Origin of the sequence: Pseudomonas sp. PICF6 (assembly GCF_009831705.1) — a bacterium.
Lineage (GTDB): Bacteria > Pseudomonadota > Gammaproteobacteria > Pseudomonadales > Pseudomonadaceae > Aquipseudomonas > Aquipseudomonas rhizophila.
The window spans coordinates 513,509-531,467 of sequence record NZ_WUUD01000013.1 but is presented as its reverse complement, the minus strand read 5'-3'; the positions used below and the strand labels follow the sequence as shown (position 1 = coordinate 531,467).

The following is a 17,959-nucleotide window of genomic DNA, read 5'->3' as shown; positions in this document are numbered from 1 at the left end:
GATGGCGGCCTGATGGTCCCTGCAACTGCGCCTGCGGGACGCTCCATTACCGGGCAACACGCTTTGATTCGGTGCAATAAATCCCGCTCCCATCCGTGCAACCCGCCTCCCCTCCAATAAATCCGCGCCCTCAAGCCAGTTGGCACAACCACTGCATAACCTCTCTCACCATACATAAAGCAACGCCTCCAACGATGAGGGCGGTGCTTCCCGAGAGAACGGGACAAGGACAAAGGCGTCCTCGCTAGGCAACTAGCGGGACGCCTTTTTTTGTTTTCGTAAAAGTATCGAGCCAGTCCGAGCACCGTGATGAACCGGGCCTGAGCTTGTGGAGAACCCTGATGAAGAAACTCAAACTGGTGATGATCGGCAACGGCATGGCCGGGGTTCGAACCCTCGAAGAACTGCTCAAGCTGAGCAATGAGCTATACGACATCACGGTGTTCGGCGCCGAGCCTCATACCAACTACAACCGCATCCTGCTCTCGCCCGTGCTCGCCGGCGAGCAGACGTTTGAAGAGATCGTGCTCAACGACCTGAGCTGGTACCTGGACAACAACATCAAGCTGCTGCTCAACCGCAAGGTCGTGGAGATCGACCGAGTCAAGCGCCGGGTCATCGCCGAGGACGGCAGCGAAGCCGAATACGACCGTCTGCTGATCGCCACAGGCTCCACGCCATTCATCCTGCCGATTCCCGGCAACACCCTGGAGGGCGTCATTGGCTACCGCGACATCGCCGACACCCAGGCGATGATCAACACCGCCAAGACCCACAAACACGCCGTGGTGATCGGCGGCGGGCTGCTCGGCCTGGAAGCCGCCAACGGCTTGAAACTGCGGGGCATGGACGTGACAGTGGTGCACCTGGGTGAATGGCTGCTGGAGCGGCAGCTGGACAAGACCAGCGGTCAGTTGCTGCAAACCGCCCTGGAAAATCGCGGGCTGAAATTCCGCCTGAGCGAACAAACGCAAGCCCTGCACGACGCCGGCAATGGCCGGGTCGGCTCGGTGCAATTCAAGAACGGTGACATCATCCCGGCCGATCTGGTGGTGATGGCCGCCGGTATCCGCCCCAATACCGAACTGGCGGAAAAGTCCGGCATCCCTTGCAACCGCGGGATTCTGGTCAACGACACGATGCAAACCTACGACCCGCGCATCTATGCCATCGGTGAATGCGCCAGCCACCGTGGAACCGCCTACGGCCTGGTGGCACCGCTGTTCGAGCAAGCCAAGGTCTGTGCCAACCACCTCGCGCAACTGGGCTTCGCCACCTACAAGGGGTCAGTGACCTCGACCAAACTCAAAGTCACCGGCATCGACCTGTTCTCCGCCGGAGACTTCATGGGCGGCGAAGGCACCGAGACCATCACCCTTTCCGACCCGATTGGTGGCGTCTACAAAAAACTGGTGATCAAGGATGACGTGCTGGTCGGCGCCTGTCTGTACGGCGATACGGCAGACGGTGGCTGGTATTTCCGTCAGATCCGTGAGAACCACACCATCAGCGAGATCCGCGATCACCTGATGTTTGGGGAAAACGCCCTGGGAGACGTAGGACATCAGGGCCAGGACAAAGCCATGAACATGGCCGACACCGCCGAAGTCTGCGGCTGCAACGGCGTGTGCAAGGGCACCATTGTCAAGGCGATCCAGGAGCATGGGCTGTTCAGCGTCGATGACGTAAAAAAACACACCAAGGCCGCCAGTTCCTGTGGCTCCTGCGCCGGTTTGGTGGAGCAGATCCTGATCAACACCGTGGGCGGCGCGGCGGACGTCAAACCGAAAAGCGAAAAAGCCATCTGCGGTTGCAGCGATCTCAACCATGGGCAGATTCGCCAGGCGATCCGCGACCAGCATCTGCTGACCATCGCCGCAACCATGAGCTACCTGAACTGGCGCACCCCGAACGGCTGCGCCACCTGCCGCCCGGCGCTCAACTACTACCTGATTTCCACCTGGCCCGGCGAAGCGCACGACGATCCGCAGTCGCGCCTGATCAACGAGCGTGCCCACGCCAACATCCAGAAAGATGGCACTTACTCCGTCGTCCCGCGGATGTGGGGTGGCGTGACCAATCCGTCTGAGTTGCGGCGCATTGCCGATGTGGCCGACAAATACAACGTGCCGATGGTCAAGGTCACCGGCGGCCAGCGTATCGACTTGCTAGGGATCAAAAAGCAGGATCTACCCGGAGTCTGGAAAGACCTGGACATGCCGTCCGGCCACGCTTATGGCAAATCCATCCGCACCGTAAAAACCTGCGTAGGCAGCGAATTCTGCCGTTTTGGCACGCAGAACTCCACCCAATTGGGAATCGAGCTGGAGCACGACCTCTTCAACATGTGGTCGCCCCACAAAGTGAAGCTGGCCGTTTCCGGTTGCCCCCGCAACTGCTCGGAAGCGGGCATCAAAGATGTCGGCATTATCGGCGTCGATTCCGGCTGGGAGATGTACATCGGCGGTAACGGCGGGATCAAGACTGAGGTCGCCGAATTCTTCGTCAAACTCAAGACCGCCGAAGAAGTGCGCGAATACAACGGCGCATTCCTGCAGTTGTACCGCGAAGAAGCCTTCTACCTCGAACGCACCGTGCACTACATGCAACGGGTCGGCATGGAGCACATCAAGAAAGCGGTACTTGAAGATCCGCAACGACGCAAAGCCTTGCATGACCGCCTGAAGTTCTCCCTGTCGTTGGAACAGGACCCATGGAAAGAACGCCTGGAACAGCCCCAGCTGAAGAAAGAGTTTGAAGTCATCACCGTGAAAAACCTGGAGGTACCGGCATGAACTGGCTGGATATCTGCGCACTGGAAGAGATCAACGCCCTGGGCTCGCGCATCATCAATGGCCCGAAAGGCGATATCGCGATTTTTCGTACCAGCGACGATGAGGTTTTCGCACTCGATGACCGCTGCCCGCACAAGGGTGGCCCGCTGTCCCAGGGGTTGATCTATGGCAAGCGCGTGGCCTGCCCGCTGCACAACTGGCAGATCGACCTGGAAACCGGCCAGGCCCAGGCCCCGGATGTGGGTTGCGCTCATCATCATGCGGCGCGGGTCGAAAACGGCCGGGTGATGCTGGCATTGCGGGAAGCAAGCTGATGAGCCGTCAAACCACCGCCTCGACCTGCTGTTATTGCGGGGTCGGTTGCGGCGTGCTGATCGAACATGACGACGAGCGTATCCTCGGCGTCAGTGGCGATCCCGCCCACCCGGCCAACTTCGGCAAACTGTGCAGCAAAGGTTCGACCCTGCACCTGACCGGCGACCTCGCCGCGCGCGCCTTATATCCCGAACTGCGCCTGGGCAAGGGCCTGTCCCGCGCCCGCACCGATTGGGACAGCGCGCTGGATCACGCGGCCAGCATCTTCGCCGATACCATCGCCGAACACGGCCCCGACAGCGTGGCGTTCTACATCTCCGGGCAACTGCTGACCGAGGACTACTACGCCTTCAACAAACTCGCCCGGGCACTGGTGGGCACCAACAACATCGACAGCAATTCCCGGCTGTGCATGTCCTCGGCGGTGGTGGGTTACAAGCGCAGCCTCGGTGCCGACGCCCCGCCCTGCAGCTATGAAGACCTGGAGCTGAGCGACTGTGTGATGATTGTCGGCAGTAACATGGCCTACGCCCATCCGATCCTGTTTCGCCGCCTCGAGGACGCCAAGTCCCGCCGACCACAGATGAAAATCATCGTCATCGACCCACGGCGTACCGACACCTGCGACCTTGCCGACCTGCATCTGGCGATCCTGCCGGGCACCGATGTCGCCTTGTTCCATGGGATTTTGCACCTGTTGTTGTGGGAAGACTGGGTCGACCGCGGCTTCATCAAGGCCCACACCGAAGGCCTGGCGGACCTCAAGAACCTGGTGCGCGACTACACCCCGGCCATGGTCGCCCAGATCTGCGGCATCAGCGTCGAGCAACTGCACCAGTGCGCCGAATGGGTCGGCACGTCGCCCAGCTTCCTGTCGTTGTGGTGCATGGGCTTGAATCAGTCCACCGCCGGCAGTGCGAAGAACAGCGCGTTGATCAACCTGCACCTGGCCACCGGCCAAATCGGCCGGCCGGGCGCCGGGCCCTTCTCGCTGACCGGTCAGCCCAATGCCATGGGCGGTCGGGAAACCGGTAGCTTGTCGAACCTGCTGCCGGGTCATCGCGACGCCGCCAACGCCGAACATCGCGCCGAAGTCGCCCGCTACTGGGGTGTTGAACAATTGCCCGCGACCACGGGTTTGAGCGCCATCGAACTGTTCGAACAGGTTCGCAGTGGCAAGATCAAGGCACTGTGGATTGCCTGCACCAACCCCGCGCAGTCGATGCCTGACCAGACGGCGGTCCGGGAAGCCCTGCAAGCCTGTCCATTCGTGGTGCTGCAAGAGGCCTTCCGGACCACCGAAACCGCCGCGTTTGCCGACCTGCTGCTGCCAGCGGCCAGTTGGGGCGAGAAAGAAGGGTCGGTGACCAACTCCGAACGGCGTATTTCCCACGTCCGCCGGGCGATTGCCGCACCGGGTGAGGCACGGCCGGACTGGGCAATTACCGTGGATTTCGCCCAACGCCTGGAGAAACGCCTGCGCCCGGGTCAACCCAGCCTGTTCGCCTTTGAAACCCCGGCCCAGTTGTTCGATGAATACAAGCAACTGACCCGTGGCCGCGACCTGGACTTGTCCGGTATCAGCCATGCCCTGATCGATCAACTCGGTCCTCAGCAATGGCCCTTCCCGCAAGGCGCCAGCAGCGGAACACCGCGCCTGTATCTGGACGGGATTTTTCCTACCGACAATGGCCGCGCGCGGTTTGTCGCAGAACCGTATCGCGCCGCCAAAGAGTTGCGCGACGCCCGCTACCCATTGACCCTCAACACGGGTCGCCTGCGGGACCAATGGCATGGCATGAGCCGCACCGGCACCGCCGCGCAATTGTTCGGTCATGTGAACGAAGCCGTGCTCAGCCTGCACCCTGACGAACTGCTTCGCCATCGCCTGCAAGCCGGTGACCTGGTCAGCCTCAAGAGCCGTCGTGGCGCCGTGATCGTGGCGGTGGACAGCGACGACAGCGTGCGCCCCGGGCAGGCGTTTCTGCCTATGCACTGGGGCGATCGCTTTCTCAAGGGTGGGGTCAATACCCTGACTCAACCGGCCTTCGACCCCCTGTCAAAACAGCCGGAACTCAAACACAGCGGCGTGCGCCTGGAACCGGTGAACCTGCCCTGGCAGCTTTTCGCCCTGGTCGAAGGCGATGTTCAACAGCACTTGGAGACTTTGCGACCACTGTGTGAGGCGTTTGCCTACGTCAGCCTGAGCCTGACTGGGCGCGAACGTCCCGCGTTGCTGATTCGCGCGGCCAGCGCCGTCGCCCCCGAACCGCAGTTGCTGCAGGCGATCGACGAGCAATTGGGGCTGATCGAAGGGCCGGTACTGGCCTATGACGACCCGCGTCGTTCCATCGGTAAACGGGTGCGAATCGAGAACGGTCGCATCACCGCCATTCGCCTGGCCGGCGAAACCCTGGCCCGCCACTGGCTGCAAAACCTCTGGCTGGAAGGCCGCGCCGATGAGCAGTTGCGGCGCTGGCTGCTGGCGCCTTTGAGCGCCCCACCAGGCAATGCCGGCGCCGCCGTTGGCGGCAGCAAAACACTGTGCAACTGCATGAACGTCAGCCAGCGTGCGATCTGCGCCGGCATTGAACGTGGCCTGGACTTGCAGGGGCTGAAACAGGAACTGGGCTGCGGCACGCAATGCGGCTCCTGTGTACCGGAAATCAAACGCCTGCTGGTTGCCACCGCGCAACCGGTGGCCGCTGTCTCGTGAGGAAAACACTATGAACGCAAAAGTCTGGCTGGTGGGTGCAGGTCCTGGCGACCCTGAATTGCTGACCCTCAAAGCCGTGCGCGCCTTGGGCGAAGCCGACGTGGTGTTGATCGACGATCTGGTCAACGATGCAGTGCTGGAGCACTGCCCTGGCGCGCGGATCATCGCCGTCGGCAAGCGCGGCGGATGCCGTTCCACGCCACAGGCTTTTATCCATCGGCTGATGCTGCGTTATGCCCGTCAGGGCAAATGCGTGGTACGCCTCAAGGGCGGCGACCCGTGCATCTTCGGCCGGGGCGGCGAAGAGGCGCAGTGGCTGCGCGAGCATGGCGTCGAAGTGGAACTGGTCAATGGCATTACGGCCGGCCTCGCGGGTGCGACGCAATGTGATATTCCGCTGACGCTGCGTGGGATTGCCCGGGGCGTAACGCTGGTCACCGCCCACACCCAGGACGGTAGCAGCCTGAACTGGCAAGCCTTGGCACAAAGCGGGACCACCTTGGTGGTGTACATGGGGGTGGCGAAACTGAGCGAGATCCGCGAGCAACTGCTGGCCGGAGGCCTGGCGGCGGACACGCCGGTGGCGATGATTGAAAATGCCTCTCTGCCCCATCAGCGCGACTGTCGCAGTGACCTGACCTCGATGGAGGCCGATGCAGGCGCATTTCAACTCAAGAGCCCGGCGATCCTGGTGATTGGCGAGGTGGCCAGAGCTGCTGAGCTGGCAGGCGCGCAACCGGCCTGGGTCCAGGCTTCGGCGCTATAGCACAGACACCAGCAAACCTGTGGGAGCGAGCCTGCTCGCGATGGCGGTGGATCAGCAACATTGATGCTGACTGACACACCGCCATCGCGAGCAGGCTCGCTCCCACAGTTTTTTGTGTTTCTCCAGCCCCGCCCCTGATTTTCATAAATCGCAGGCAAAGAAAAGCCCGGCCTAAGCCGGGCTTTTCCAAAGCTGTGGGCTAATTACTTAGCTTCGGCTTCAACCTGCGCTTCTACGCGACGGTTAACAGCACGGCCAGCGTCAGTAGCGTTGTCGGCAACTGGGCGGGATTCGCCGTAGCCAACAGACTGAACGCGGGACGATTCAACACCGTACTGGTTGGTCAGGACTTGCTTAACGGCGTTTGCACGACGCTCGGACAGAGCCTGGTTGTAAGCGTCAGGACCGACGGAGTCAGTGTGACCTTCAACAGTAGTGGTGGTGGATGGGTACTGCTTCATGAAATCAGCCAGGTTCTTGATGTCGCCGTAGCTGTTTTCTTTAACGACCGACTTGTCGAAGTCGAACTTGACGTCCAGCTCAACACGTACGACTTCAGCAACAGCTGGGCAGCCATCAGCGTCAACGGTTACGTTGGCTGGGGTGTCAGGGCACTTGTCGACGTTGTCGCACACGCCATCGTTGTCGCTGTCGGAGCAGACTTCAGCCGGAGCTGGAACTGGAGCAGCAGCAGGCTTGGAGCCGCCACCGAAGTTCACACCGATACCGACGCTTGGAGCCCACTCGGTGTCGCCCTGGTCGATGTTGTACTGAGCTTCAACGCCGGCACGGGCGTAGAAGTTGTCAGTGAAGTACAGCTTGGCACCGCCGCCAACGTTGGCGAAGGTGGAGCCGTTGCGACCGCTACGGCCGTTCTGACCGATGCTCTGATCGGAGAAACCAGCCGATACGTAAGGACGCAGCATGTCGCCTGGGTTGTTGAAGTGGTACAGAGCGTCCAGAGCGGTGTTGGAGCCCTTGATGTTACGACCGTCTTCGGCACGTGCGTTGTGCACTTCGTCGTAGGCCAGACGCAGTTCTACGTCGTCGGTCAGGAAGTAACCAATCGAGCCGCCGAACAGGTTGCCGTTGTTCTTGAAGTCGCGAGCGCTGTCGAACATTTCTTTCTTGGCGAAGCCTTCGATTTCAACTGCGCCTTGGCCTTGTGCCAGAGCGCCGAACGAAGTGGCAGCAATCAAAGAACCAATGGCAAAGCCCAAGGTGTTTTTCAGTTTCATCCGTTAAATCCCCATCTGGTGATTGTAAAGCAGTCCCGCAAACCGGGGGACAACTCGGCGACAAGTCTATCAGAACTTGCCTACACGTAAGAGATATTTGCGCCGAACTAAGTTTCAGCAATACCCGCAAATTTCTCACGCAATTTATCAAGAGCGCGCTTGTAACGCATTTTTGTCGCGCTCAACCCCATGTGCATTATGTCTGCGATCTCTTGGAATTCCAGCTCTGCGACAAATCGTAGCACCAGAATTTCCCGGTCGATCGGGTTCACATGGACAAGCCAGCGATCCAGCCCACCCTTTTCCTCTGGTTTGGGCGCCTTTTCTTCAGACGCTTCCTCCAGAGGATCCAGGCTCAAAGCATCCATCAAGCGACGCTTTCGCCGTTCCTTGCGGTACTGCGTGATGCATTCGTTGTACGTGATGCTATAGAGCCATGTCTTGAACTTCGATTTCCCCTCGAAGTTCTTCAGGCCATACAGCACCTTCAACATCACCTCCTGACAGACATCGTCAGCATCACGATCGTTCCCCAGATAACGCGCACAAACGTTAAATAATGTTCTCTGGTAACGGCGCATCAATTCTTCGTAAGCACGCGTTACGTGGAAAAGTTCCGTATGCGCGCGCGCGACCAACTCCTCATCGGAGAGATCACGGGGGTCGTAGCGCGTGGATAGCGATTGGGGTTTGTTCAAAACAAGTCGGGCCGACAGTCTAGGTCAATGTGCGCCGCAGCCTGCGTTAACGGGCATTTTGCGGCGGCATACATTAGCAGGGTTTGCCGGGTTAGCGGCTACTCACATGCTGTTCCAGTAGGATCCGATTGGAGAGCGATACCAATTCACCCTCCTCGGTCAGCAATGTGGTCTTCACCGTGCCGATCTCTTCGATCTGGCCTTCGACCTCGCCAACACGCACTTGTTGCCCAACCTCATACAATTCACGCACATAGATTCCCGCAAGAATCTGGCCGGCGATTTCCCGGCTTCCCAACCCCATTGCCAGCGCAACCGCCAGACCAACGGTAATCAATACGATGACGATCACATGGTTGAGCAGGTCAGTCTTGACCTCCAACTGGCTGATCGCGACCGAAATACTGATGATGATCACCAGGCCCTGGGCAATTCGCCCCAAGCCCTGGGCGTAGTCAAGCCCGACACCTTCGGCCGCGCCGCGCACCAGCCCGTTGGCCAATTGCGCCAGCAGAACGCCCACCAGCAATACCAGCGCGGCACCGAAAACCTTCGGCAAATACAGCGCAAGCATATCGAGCGTAGCTGAAACTCGCTCAAGGCCCAGGGATTCAGCGGCAGAAACCAGGAAAATCAGCAGAACGAACCAGTAGACGATCTTGCCGACCAAGGTCGAGATCGGAACCTGAATGCCACCGCGCGACAGCAGCTTGGTCAGGCCGGTGCCGCCCATCAGGCGGTCGAGCCCCAATTTGGCGAGCAGTTTTGAAAGCAGGGTGTCCAGCAGCTTGGCCACCACGAACCCCAACAACAGCACCACCAGGGCGCCGAAGAGGTTGGGGATGAAATTAGCCACCTTGGTCCACAACGCGGTCATTGCCGTGACGAGGCTCTGGGTCCAGAGATCAAGTTCCATATTCAATCAGCCTTATCAGCGGTGCGAGTAACAGGTTTACGACGGGAAACCGGCGAAACGTGGGCCGACCCGTTATTCAGGGCGATCATCAGCGCGGGCAACCAGCGGCCCAGCAGGCTGAACAGATCGCCGGCGCCAACCTGGCGGTTGGCGGTTTTCAGTACACGTCCCAGGCATGCATCGTCGTCCCGGCTGGACGGCGAAGCCTTGAGCATGTCGCGCAAAGACTGTTCAAACGGATCGTGCATACGCACCTCTCGTGATGTCTGTGAAAGACGCGATCAAATTTCGGCAGGTCACATGGCGCCCCGTCAAACCCAGCGCAAACGGCGGAACAGCCACCACTGACCGAGGGCCACGCCGACCATCAACAGGCATGCAACCAGGAAGCCATAAGGGCTTTCGGAGAACGGAATACCGCCGACGTTGATGCCCAAAAGACCGGTGAGAAAACTCATCGGCAGAAAAATCCCGGTGATGATGCCGAAGCGGTACATGGTGCGATTCATACGCACCGACAGACGCCGGTCCTCGGCCTCCAGCACAAGCCCCACGCGCTCTCGGGTCAATTCCAGCTCTTCGAGGTAGCGGGTCAGGCTGTTGTTCAATTCATTCCAGTAATCGCCATCATCCTCGACAAACCACGGCAGTTTGAGCCGTGTCATCTGGCCGAAAATATCCCGCTGGGGGGCCAGGAACCGCTTCAGCCCGGCCGCCCTTCTGCGAATGTGCAAAATGGCATCATGCTCGGGGGTATACCGTTCGTCGGTATCAATCTTTTCTTCTTCGCTATCGACGATTTCCGAGAGCTGGGTGACCAGATCCTGCACCTTGTTGGTCAGGTACTGCGCCATATAAAGGATGAGTTCCGACGCAGTCCTTGGCCCCTCGCCCTCGGCCAGTTGCGTCAACAGTTCATCGGTGGCGCGCAACGGACGCAGGCGCAGGGAGATCACTCGCTGGGGGGACGCGAAGATCCGCACCGACACCATGTCCTCCGGTTCTGCGCCCGGATTGAGGTTGACGCCGCGCAGAAACAGCAGCAGTTCGGCGTTGGGCAGCGGCAACAGGCGCGGCCGGGTGTTCTCCTCCAGCAGCAGGTCGCAGTTGAATTCGCTCAGGCCACTGGACTTGCGCAGCCAGGTGTGGGTTTGCGGATGACTGCGATCCCAGTGCAGCCACAAGCTTTCGTGGGCCTGTAACTGCAAATCGTCGAGTTCTGTCCGGGCTATCGAACGCGCGCCACCATTACCGTCCAGCACCAGGGCATGCACCAGCCCCCATTGCGCGTTTTCTTCCTCGAACATCCTCATCCCTTATGGCTTTGACGCTTCATTCAGGCATTTTCAGCGGGCTGGGCGACACAATCACGCCGTTGTTGTCCGCATAGACATACTCGCCTGGACGAAACGTCACGCCGGCAAAGGTCACCGCGACATTGAGATCGCCGATGCCCCGCTTGTCGGTTTTCATCGGATGGCTGGCCAGGGCCTGGACACCAAGGTCTGTCTGGGCAATGACGTCGACGTCGCGGATGCAACCGTAAATCACCAGCCCTTCCCAGCCGTTTTTCGCGGCTTTTTCGGCCAGCATGTCACCCAGCAATGCCCGGCGCAGTGAGCCGCCGCCATCGACCACCAACACTTTGCCGTTGCCCTTGAGTTCCACCTGCTCCTTGACCAGGGAGTTGTCCTCGAAGCACTTGATGGTCACGATTTCGCCGCCGAAGGAATCGCGGCCACCGAAATTGCTGAACATCGGCTCCAACACTTGCACCAACTCCGGGTAGGCGTCGCACAGGTCGGGCGTGAGGTAATGGTTCATTGAACAACTCCTGTAAAGGCTGGAACGTCAGGCTGAGTGAGCAACCGTTTGTGACCGGAACCGCGTATCGCGTCATATCTTAGCCGCAAGCCGACAAGAGCGAAATGCCCTTGTCAGAGCCTTCGCTTCAAACCGCTTCGGCCAGCCTGGATGGATCCGCCAGTAGCGGTGCATGCTGATCTGCCAGCCAACGCGCCACCAGCGGCCAGACCTCAGCATGGGCCGCTTTGCTGACCAGCATCTCGACATGGCCGAAATCGTCGGTAAAGCCCTGCTCCCGACCCAGGCAGACAAACTGCTTGTGCGCAGAGCCGACCTGCTCGAAGAGTTTGCGGCAAGCCCAGGTCGGATCCTGCTGGTCGCCGGCCGCGCTCACCGCCAGTATCGGCACCTGCACATCGGCCAGCCCCGCCCACCAGTTCTTCTGCGCATCACCAAAACGCCCGAACAGGCCATACCAGCGCATGCTCTCCAGCGCCAGGCCGATGGGCTCGTCCTCCGGGCCGCGCTTGAGCCGCGAACCGGACAACTGGGCAAAACGCTTGAGAATGAAACGTCCGCTCCATTCCACCGGCGGGATCTTCAGCGGCCAATAGGTGCGGCTGACCTGGGTGCCAAAAAACGCCGCCGAAGCCACCGCCGGCTCGCCCAGATAGTGACCGCCCAACGCCGCCGCCAGGGTGATGCCGCCCAAAGAGTGGCCGATCCAGTGTGGCACCTGCCCGCTCTGCTCACGCACGAAGGCACCGATGGCCGGCAGGTCGTAACGAGCGTAATCGGCCACGCGGTTCTTGCGGTAGTCGTGATTGCGCTGGGACAGGCCATGACCGCGCATTTCGGGAATCCACACGTCAAAGCCCAGCCGCGCAAGATAGGCCCCCAGTCCCAGGCCCTTGGGCGAATACCAGAAGCGCCGGTTGGAAAAACTGCCGTGCAGCAGGATCACGGGAACGCCGCGAACCTCGCTGCCGTCGGCCATGCCCAGTCGGGTGACGGCCAGTTCAACGCTGTAGTCCGGGCTGTTGCCGGGCTTCAGACGATAGACGTCTTCGCTCAGATCACCACGCCGCTCGGCGCTGATCAGGGCGACAGGAAAAAGGTTGCTGCTGCTTTGCATAATGCTCTTGCACAAAAAAAGACGACTGTGGGAGCGAGCTTGCTCGCGATTGCGGTGGATCAGCAAAAATAATCTTGGCTGACACTCCGCTATCGCGAGCAAGCTCGCTCCCACAAAGGTTACCCGGCTTACATCACCGGTGAGGCCCCTTCACTCGATCAGACCGCAGCCTGACCTTCAGCCAGGAAGAACCAGGTCTCCAGTACGGAGTCGGGGTTCAACGAAACGCTTTCGATGCCCTGCTCCATCAGCCACTTGGCCAGGTCCGGGTGATCCGAAGGGCCCTGACCGCAGATGCCGATGTACTTGCCGGCCTTGTTGCAGGCGGCAATGGCATTGGCCAGCAGCTTCTTGACCGCCGGGTTCCGCTCGTCGAACAGGTGCGCGATGATGCCGGAGTCACGGTCCAGGCCCAGGGTCAGCTGGGTCAGGTCGTTGGAGCCGATGGAGAAACCGTCGAAGAATTCAAGGAATTCTTCAGCGAGGATCGCGTTGGACGGCAGCTCGCACATCATGATCACGCGCAGGCCGTTGTCACCACGGGCCAGGCCGTTTTCCGCCAACAGGTCGACAACCTGGCTCGCTTCGCCCAGGGTGCGCACGAACGGCACCATGATCTCGACGTTGGTCAGGCCCATCTCGTTGCGCACACGCTTGAGGGCGCGGCACTCGAGTTCGAAGCAGTCACGGAACGATTCGCTGATGTAACGCGAAGCGCCTCGGAAGCCCAGCATCGGGTTTTCTTCTTCCGGCTCGTAGAGCTTGCCGCCAATCAGGTTGGCGTATTCGTTGGACTTGAAGTCCGACAGGCGCACGATGACCTTTTTCGGCCAGAACGCAGCCGCCAGGGTGCTGATGCCCTCCACCAGTTTCTCGACGTAGAAACCGACCGGATCGTTGTAACCGGCAATGCGCTTGTCGACGCTGTCCTTGATCTCCGGCGGCAAGCCGTCGTAGTTCAGCAACGCCTTGGGGTGCACGCCAATCATGCGGTTGATGATGAATTCCAGGCGGGCCAGGCCCACACCCGCGTTCGGCAGTTGCGCGAAGTCGAAGGCGCGATCCGGGTTGCCGACGTTCATCATGATCTTGAACGGCAGGTCCGGCATGGCGTCCACGGAGTTCTTCTTGATGTCGAAGCCCAGTTCGCCTTCGAAGATATAGCCGGTATCGCCTTCGGCGCAGGACACGGTGACGCCCTGGCCGTCCTTGAGCAACTGAGTGGCGTTGCCGCAACCGACCACAGCCGGAATGCCCAGTTCACGGGCGATGATCGCCGCGTGGCAGGTACGTCCGCCGCGGTTGGTGACGATGGCGCTGGCGCGCTTCATCACCGGTTCCCAATCCGGGTCGGTCATGTCGGAAACCAGCACATCGCCGGCCTGGACCTTATCCATCTCCGAGACGTCCTTGATGATCCGCACCTTGCCGGCGCCGATGCGCTGGCCGATGGCACGGCCTTCCACCAGCACGGTGCCGGTTTCCTTGAGCAGATAGCGCTCCATGACATTGGCCTGGGTACGGCTCTTCACGGTTTCCGGACGGGCCTGCACGATATACAGCTTGCCGTCGTCACCGTCCTTGGCCCATTCGATGTCCATCGGGCACTTGTAGTGCTTCTCGATGATCATCGCCTGCTTGGCCAGCTCGCTGACTTCGGCGTCGCTCAGGCAGAAGCGCGCGCGCTCGGCCTTGTCCACGTCGACGGTCTTGACCGAACGACCGGCCTTGGCTTCGTCGCCGTAAATCATTTTGATGGCCTTGCTGCCCAGGTTACGGCGCAGGATGGCCGGACGACCGGCTTCCAGTGTGCCTTTATGGACATAGAACTCATCCGGGTTCACCGCGCCTTGTACGACGGTTTCACCCAGGCCGTAGGCGCCAGTGATGAACACCACGTCACGGAAACCCGACTCGGTGTCGAGGGTGAACATTACCCCGGCGGTGCCGGTTTCGGAGCGGACCATGCGCTGAACACCGGCAGACAGGGCGACCAGTTTGTGGTCGAAGCCCTGATGCACACGGTAGGAAATGGCACGGTCATTGAAAAGGGAAGCGAAGACTTCCTTGGCGGCACGGATGACGTTTTCCACGCCACGGATATTCAGGAAGGTTTCCTGCTGGCCGGCGAAGGAGGCATCCGGCAGGTCTTCGGCGGTGGCCGAGGAGCGCACGGCGACGGCAACGTCGGGATTGCCTTCGGACAGTTTGGCGAAGGCGGTGCGAATTTCGGCGTTCAGCTTCTCGGGAAACTCGGCTTCCATGATCCATTGGCGGATCTGGGCGCCGGTCTTGGCCAAGGCGCTGACGTCATCGACGTCCAGGGCATCGAGCGCGTCGTGGATCTGTTTGTTCAGGCCGCTCAGTTCCAGAAAGTCACGATAAGCCTGAGCCGTCGTGGCGAAGCCACCTGGCACCGATACGCCGGCACCGGCGAGGTTACTGATCATCTCGCCCAGGGATGCGTTCTTGCCCCCCACATGCTCTACATCATGGACGCCGAGCTTATCGAGGGAAACTACGTACTCTACCAAGGTGATCTCTCCACTAACTGTGTTGGAAAAGCTCAAGGCACCGGTGGCTCCAGGGGAGCAAATACCGGCGATATGGCCTGGACCTGGAAAATAAGTGAGAATGCGGGCCACTGGCGGCCGGCAAATCGCGCCTATCATATCCAAGAATCGTCACTAGCTCACTAGGGCCCAAGGCGCAAATGAAACGATCTGCTTTCTTTATCTCCGACGGCACCGGCATTACAGCCGAAACACTGGGCCAAAGCCTGTTGGCGCAATTCGAAAACATTACCTTCGCCAAATTCATACGTCCGTACATCGACAGTGTCGACAAGGCGCGGGCCATGGTACAGCAAATCAATAAAGCCGCCGAAACCGACGGTTTCCGCCCGATTATCTTCGATACCATCGTCAATCAGGACATCCGTGAGATTCTCGCAACGTCCAATGGTTTCATGATCGACATTTTTTCCACCTTCCTGGCGCCTCTGGAGCAGGAGCTGAGCGAGCATTCGTCCTACTCGGTCGGCAAGTCCCATTCCATTGGTCATAACTCCAACTACATGGAACGCATCGAGGCGGTCAACTTCGCCCTGGACAACGATGATGGCGCCCGTACGCATTATTACGACAAGGCCGATTTGATCCTAGTGGGTGTGTCGCGCTGTGGTAAGACGCCGACGTGCCTGTACATGGCGATGCAATTTGGTATCCGCGCGGCCAACTATCCGCTGACCGAGGACGACATGGAGCGCCTGCAACTGCCCAGCGCCCTGCGCGCCCACCAGCACAAGCTGTTCGGCCTGACCATCGATCCGGATCGCCTCACCGCGATCCGCAACGAGCGCAAGCCCAACAGCCGCTATTCGAGCTACGCCCAGTGCGAATTCGAAGTGCGCGAGGTAGAAAACCTGTTCCGGCGGGAGAACATTCCCCACATCAACTCCACGCATTTTTCCGTGGAGGAGATTTCGGCGAAGATCCTGGTGGAGAAAGGGGTGGAGCGGCGGTTCAAGTAACCCGCAACAACACAAAACCCTGTGGGAGCGAGCCTGCTCGCGATAGCGGAGTGCCAGCCAACATTAATGTCGCTGATCCACCGCTATCGCGAGCAGGCTCGCTCCCACAGGGGTTGAGGCGTTCTTACATGCTCTGCAGTCAGTGAACCACAGCCACCTGCTCATCCATTTTCTTGCGCAGGCTCAAGGGACGCATGTCGGTCCAGACTTCTTCGATGTAGGCCAGGCAGTCCTTTTTGAAGCCGCTTTTGCCAACCGCACGCCAACCTTCGGGGATGGCTTTGTACTCAGGCCAGATCGAATACTGTTCTTCGTGGTTGACCACGACCTGAAAGACGATGTCCTCGCGGTCGAATACTGAAGTCATGGGTGTCTCTCCATCTTTGCTCGAGGTTCACTGCGGCGCATGCGCAGCCAGGGTATGAAAGGAACGTTTGGAGCCGGGTGAAAATTAGGCTTGGGCAACGGCAGCCTTCAAGGCGCGTCCGAAAATCTCGGCAACCCGGTCGATCTCCGTCGCTGTGATGGTCAGCGGCGGCAGGAAACGCACCACGCCGCCCTGCCGGCCACCCAACTCCAGGATCAACCCACGTTTGAGGCATTCACGTTGCAACCGTGGCGCCAGGCGCGCATCTACCGGCGGATGGCCCAAGGCATCCGGCGTTCCGGCCGGGTCAACCAGTTCGACGCCGAGCATCAGCCCGCGACCACGGATATCGCCCAGTTGCGCAAAATCCCGCTGCAGGACGTGCAGGTGTTCGCTCAAGCGATCGCCCATGGCGCTGGCGTGGGCCGGCAGGTTGTGTTCCACCAGATAGCGCATCACCGCGGAACCGGCAGCCATGGCCATTTGATTGCCACGGAAGGTCCCGGCATGGGCTCCCGGCAGCCAGGTATCGAGCCAGTCGCGATAAACCACCACCGCCAGCGGCAGGCTGCCGCCGATGGCCTTGGACAGCACCACCACATCTGGAATGATGCCGGCGTGTTCGAACGCGAACATTTTACCGGTGCGGCCAAAACCACTCTGGATCTCGTCGACAATCAACGCCACGCCCGCCTGCTCGGTGATGCGCCGCAACCCGCGCAACCAATCCAGATCGGCCGGTATGACCCCGCCCTCGCCCTGCACCACCTCTACGATCACCGCCGCCGGCAATTGCACGCCGGCCTCGGGGTCGGTCAGCAGGTTTTCCAGATAATGCAGATTGGCCTTCACCCCCGAGGCACCGCCCAAACCGAACGGACAGCGGTAATCGTAGGGGTAAGGCATGAATTGCACGCCGTTGCCGAGCAAGGCGCCCAAGGGTTTCTTCGGTCCCAGGCTGCCCATCAGGCTCAGCGCCCCCTGGCTCATGCCGTGATAACCGCCCTGAAACGACAGCACGGTGCTGCGCCCGGTGGCCGTGCGCACCAGTTTGAGAGCGGCTTCCACCGCATCAGTGCCGGTGGGGCCGCAGAACTGGATCTTCGCCTCGGCGGCAAGGTCCGCCGGCAACAGGCCGAACAGGTCCTGAACGAAGCGATCCTTGACCGGCGTGGTCAGGTCCAGGGTATGCAAAGGCAACTCATCGCTCAGCACCTGCTGGATCGCCTCGATCACCACCGGATGGTTATGCCCCAGGGCCAGGGTGCCGGCCCCGGCCAGACAGTCGATGAAAGTGCGACCCTCGACGTCCTCGACATACAAACCCCTGGCGCGCTTGAGGGCCAAGGGAATGCGCCGTGGATAGCTGCGGGCATTGGACTCCTGCCGGCTCTGGCGGGCCAGCAGCGGCGACTCGTTGAATTGGTAGAGCGTCTCGGTCGGCGCGCAACTGACCCGCGCCGGCTGTGCTTCGATAAGACTATTGGCGACTGACATCTCTCGACCCCGCAATACACTGTAGTAGTGACCCAAATGGCACACCGGGCAGGTGCGCATCCGGTCGGGGCGCACGTGCAGGTTTCCTGTTGTGGAAACGCACCGGCGCGGCAAGGATTTACTCTGGAATCGAACTTTCCCCCGCAGGCTCGACCAGTGGCTTGTGCATGGCAATGGC

At 60.3% G+C, this 17,959-nt stretch carries 15 protein-coding genes; 5 read left to right on the top strand and 10 right to left on the bottom strand.

The genetic code is table 11. The annotated features are described in order from the left end of the window. The first annotated feature begins 341 nt into the window (after nt 1-341). The 4 genes from nirB to cobA are packed head-to-tail and all read left to right on the top strand — an operon-like array spanning nt 342 to nt 6,592. Nucleotides 342-2,795: a nitrite reductase large subunit NirB gene (nirB, locus tag GSM73_RS07415; RefSeq protein ID WP_160891977.1), complete on the top strand. Its 2,454-nt coding sequence runs from the start codon at nt 342-344 to the stop codon at nt 2,793-2,795. Further along, a complete protein-coding gene (nirD, locus tag GSM73_RS07410) occupies nt 2,792-3,109 on the top strand; it encodes a nitrite reductase small subunit NirD (RefSeq protein WP_047227148.1) in 318 nt (105 codons plus the stop codon). Before nirB ends, nirD begins: the two co-directional genes overlap by 4 nt. Further along, nucleotides 3,109-5,826, top strand: coding sequence for a nitrate reductase (locus tag GSM73_RS07405; RefSeq protein WP_107322191.1), 2,718 nt, complete (start codon nt 3,109-3,111; stop codon nt 5,824-5,826). The genes nirD and GSM73_RS07405 overlap by 1 nt, the downstream gene beginning before the upstream one ends. A gap of 10 nt (nt 5,827-5,836) precedes the next feature. Further along, nucleotides 5,837-6,592, top strand: coding sequence for a uroporphyrinogen-III C-methyltransferase (gene cobA, locus GSM73_RS07400; protein WP_047227146.1), 756 nt, complete (start codon nt 5,837-5,839; stop codon nt 6,590-6,592). A 203-nt stretch (nt 6,593-6,795) separates the two neighbouring features. Here the strand turns inward: cobA and GSM73_RS07395 are convergent, their stop codons facing one another. The 8 genes from GSM73_RS07395 to ppsA form a co-directional block, all read right to left on the bottom strand. Beyond that, entirely contained in the window at nt 6,796-7,830 is a 1,035-nt protein-coding gene (locus GSM73_RS07395) for an OmpA family protein (protein WP_076385661.1), read from the bottom strand. Between the two features lie 107 nt (nt 7,831-7,937). After that, nucleotides 7,938-8,528: an RNA polymerase sigma factor SigX gene (gene sigX, locus GSM73_RS07390; RefSeq protein ID WP_042729583.1), complete on the bottom strand. Its 591-nt coding sequence runs from the start codon at nt 8,526-8,528 to the stop codon at nt 7,938-7,940. Nucleotides 8,529-8,619: 91 nt separating this feature from the next. Continuing rightward, nucleotides 8,620-9,444: a mechanosensitive ion channel domain-containing protein gene (locus GSM73_RS07385; protein ID WP_047227144.1), complete on the bottom strand. Its 825-nt coding sequence runs from the start codon at nt 9,442-9,444 to the stop codon at nt 8,620-8,622. A gap of 2 nt (nt 9,445-9,446) precedes the next feature. After that, complete coding sequence (locus GSM73_RS07380) at nt 9,447-9,692, bottom strand: hypothetical protein (protein ID WP_014337331.1); 246 nt, start codon at nt 9,690-9,692, stop codon at nt 9,447-9,449. A gap of 63 nt (nt 9,693-9,755) precedes the next feature. Continuing rightward, on the bottom strand, nt 9,756-10,751 hold the full coding sequence (locus tag GSM73_RS07375; RefSeq protein WP_047227143.1) for a zinc transporter ZntB: 996 nt from the start codon (nt 10,749-10,751) through the stop codon (nt 9,756-9,758). A 25-nt stretch (nt 10,752-10,776) separates the two neighbouring features. Next, nucleotides 10,777-11,268, bottom strand: a complete 492-nt coding sequence (gene rraA / locus GSM73_RS07370) for a ribonuclease E activity regulator RraA (RefSeq protein ID WP_047227142.1) — start codon at nt 11,266-11,268, stop codon at nt 10,777-10,779. A gap of 127 nt (nt 11,269-11,395) precedes the next feature. Then, nucleotides 11,396-12,385, bottom strand: a complete 990-nt coding sequence (locus GSM73_RS07365; protein WP_047227141.1) for an alpha/beta fold hydrolase — start codon at nt 12,383-12,385, stop codon at nt 11,396-11,398. Nucleotides 12,386-12,543: 158 nt separating this feature from the next. After that, the gene (gene ppsA / locus GSM73_RS07360; protein WP_160891975.1) at nt 12,544-14,919 is read right to left on the bottom strand and encodes a phosphoenolpyruvate synthase; all 2,376 of its coding nucleotides are present in this window, start codon (nt 14,917-14,919) and stop codon (nt 12,544-12,546) included. A gap of 179 nt (nt 14,920-15,098) precedes the next feature. Here ppsA and GSM73_RS07355 point away from each other — a divergent pair, with 179 nt between their 5' ends. Continuing rightward, nucleotides 15,099-15,917 carry a pyruvate, water dikinase regulatory protein gene (locus GSM73_RS07355; protein ID WP_003199510.1) on the top strand — a complete coding sequence of 273 codons (819 nt, stop codon included), beginning with the start codon at nt 15,099-15,101 and terminating at the stop codon, nt 15,915-15,917. A gap of 139 nt (nt 15,918-16,056) precedes the next feature. Here GSM73_RS07355 and GSM73_RS07350 read toward each other — a convergent pair whose 3' ends face one another. Together GSM73_RS07350 and GSM73_RS07345 are read right to left on the bottom strand one after the other, a co-directional pair. Then, the gene (locus tag GSM73_RS07350) at nt 16,057-16,284 is read right to left on the bottom strand and encodes an MbtH family protein (RefSeq protein ID WP_047227138.1); all 228 of its coding nucleotides are present in this window, start codon (nt 16,282-16,284) and stop codon (nt 16,057-16,059) included. 84 nt (nt 16,285-16,368) lie between these two features. Continuing rightward, nucleotides 16,369-17,781, bottom strand: a complete 1,413-nt coding sequence (locus GSM73_RS07345) for an aspartate aminotransferase family protein (protein WP_160891973.1) — start codon at nt 17,779-17,781, stop codon at nt 16,369-16,371. Between the last annotated feature and the right edge of the window lie 178 nt (nt 17,782-17,959).

Coding starts and splice junctions, on each gene's coding strand:
- nirB (WP_160891977.1), top strand. CDS start 342: ATGAAGAAACTCAAACTGGTGATGATCGGCAACGGCATGGCCGGGGTT.
- nirD (WP_047227148.1), top strand. CDS start 2,792: ATGAACTGGCTGGATATCTGCGCACTGGAAGAGATCAACGCCCTGGGC.
- GSM73_RS07405 (WP_107322191.1), top strand. CDS start 3,109: ATGAGCCGTCAAACCACCGCCTCGACCTGCTGTTATTGCGGGGTCGGT.
- cobA (WP_047227146.1), top strand. CDS start 5,837: ATGAACGCAAAAGTCTGGCTGGTGGGTGCAGGTCCTGGCGACCCTGAA.
- GSM73_RS07395 (WP_076385661.1), bottom strand. CDS start 7,830: ATGAAACTGAAAAACACCTTGGGCTTTGCCATTGGTTCTTTGATTGCT.
- GSM73_RS07385 (WP_047227144.1), bottom strand. CDS start 9,444: ATGGAACTTGATCTCTGGACCCAGAGCCTCGTCACGGCAATGACCGCG.
- GSM73_RS07380 (WP_014337331.1), bottom strand. CDS start 9,692: ATGCACGATCCGTTTGAACAGTCTTTGCGCGACATGCTCAAGGCTTCG.
- GSM73_RS07375 (WP_047227143.1), bottom strand. CDS start 10,751: ATGTTCGAGGAAGAAAACGCGCAATGGGGGCTGGTGCATGCCCTGGTG.
- rraA (WP_047227142.1), bottom strand. CDS start 11,268: ATGAACCATTACCTCACGCCCGACCTGTGCGACGCCTACCCGGAGTTG.
- GSM73_RS07365 (WP_047227141.1), bottom strand. CDS start 12,385: ATGCAAAGCAGCAGCAACCTTTTTCCTGTCGCCCTGATCAGCGCCGAG.
- GSM73_RS07355 (WP_003199510.1), top strand. CDS start 15,099: ATGAAACGATCTGCTTTCTTTATCTCCGACGGCACCGGCATTACAGCC.
- GSM73_RS07350 (WP_047227138.1), bottom strand. CDS start 16,284: ATGACTTCAGTATTCGACCGCGAGGACATCGTCTTTCAGGTCGTGGTC.
- GSM73_RS07345 (WP_160891973.1), bottom strand. CDS start 17,781: ATGTCAGTCGCCAATAGTCTTATCGAAGCACAGCCGGCGCGGGTCAGT.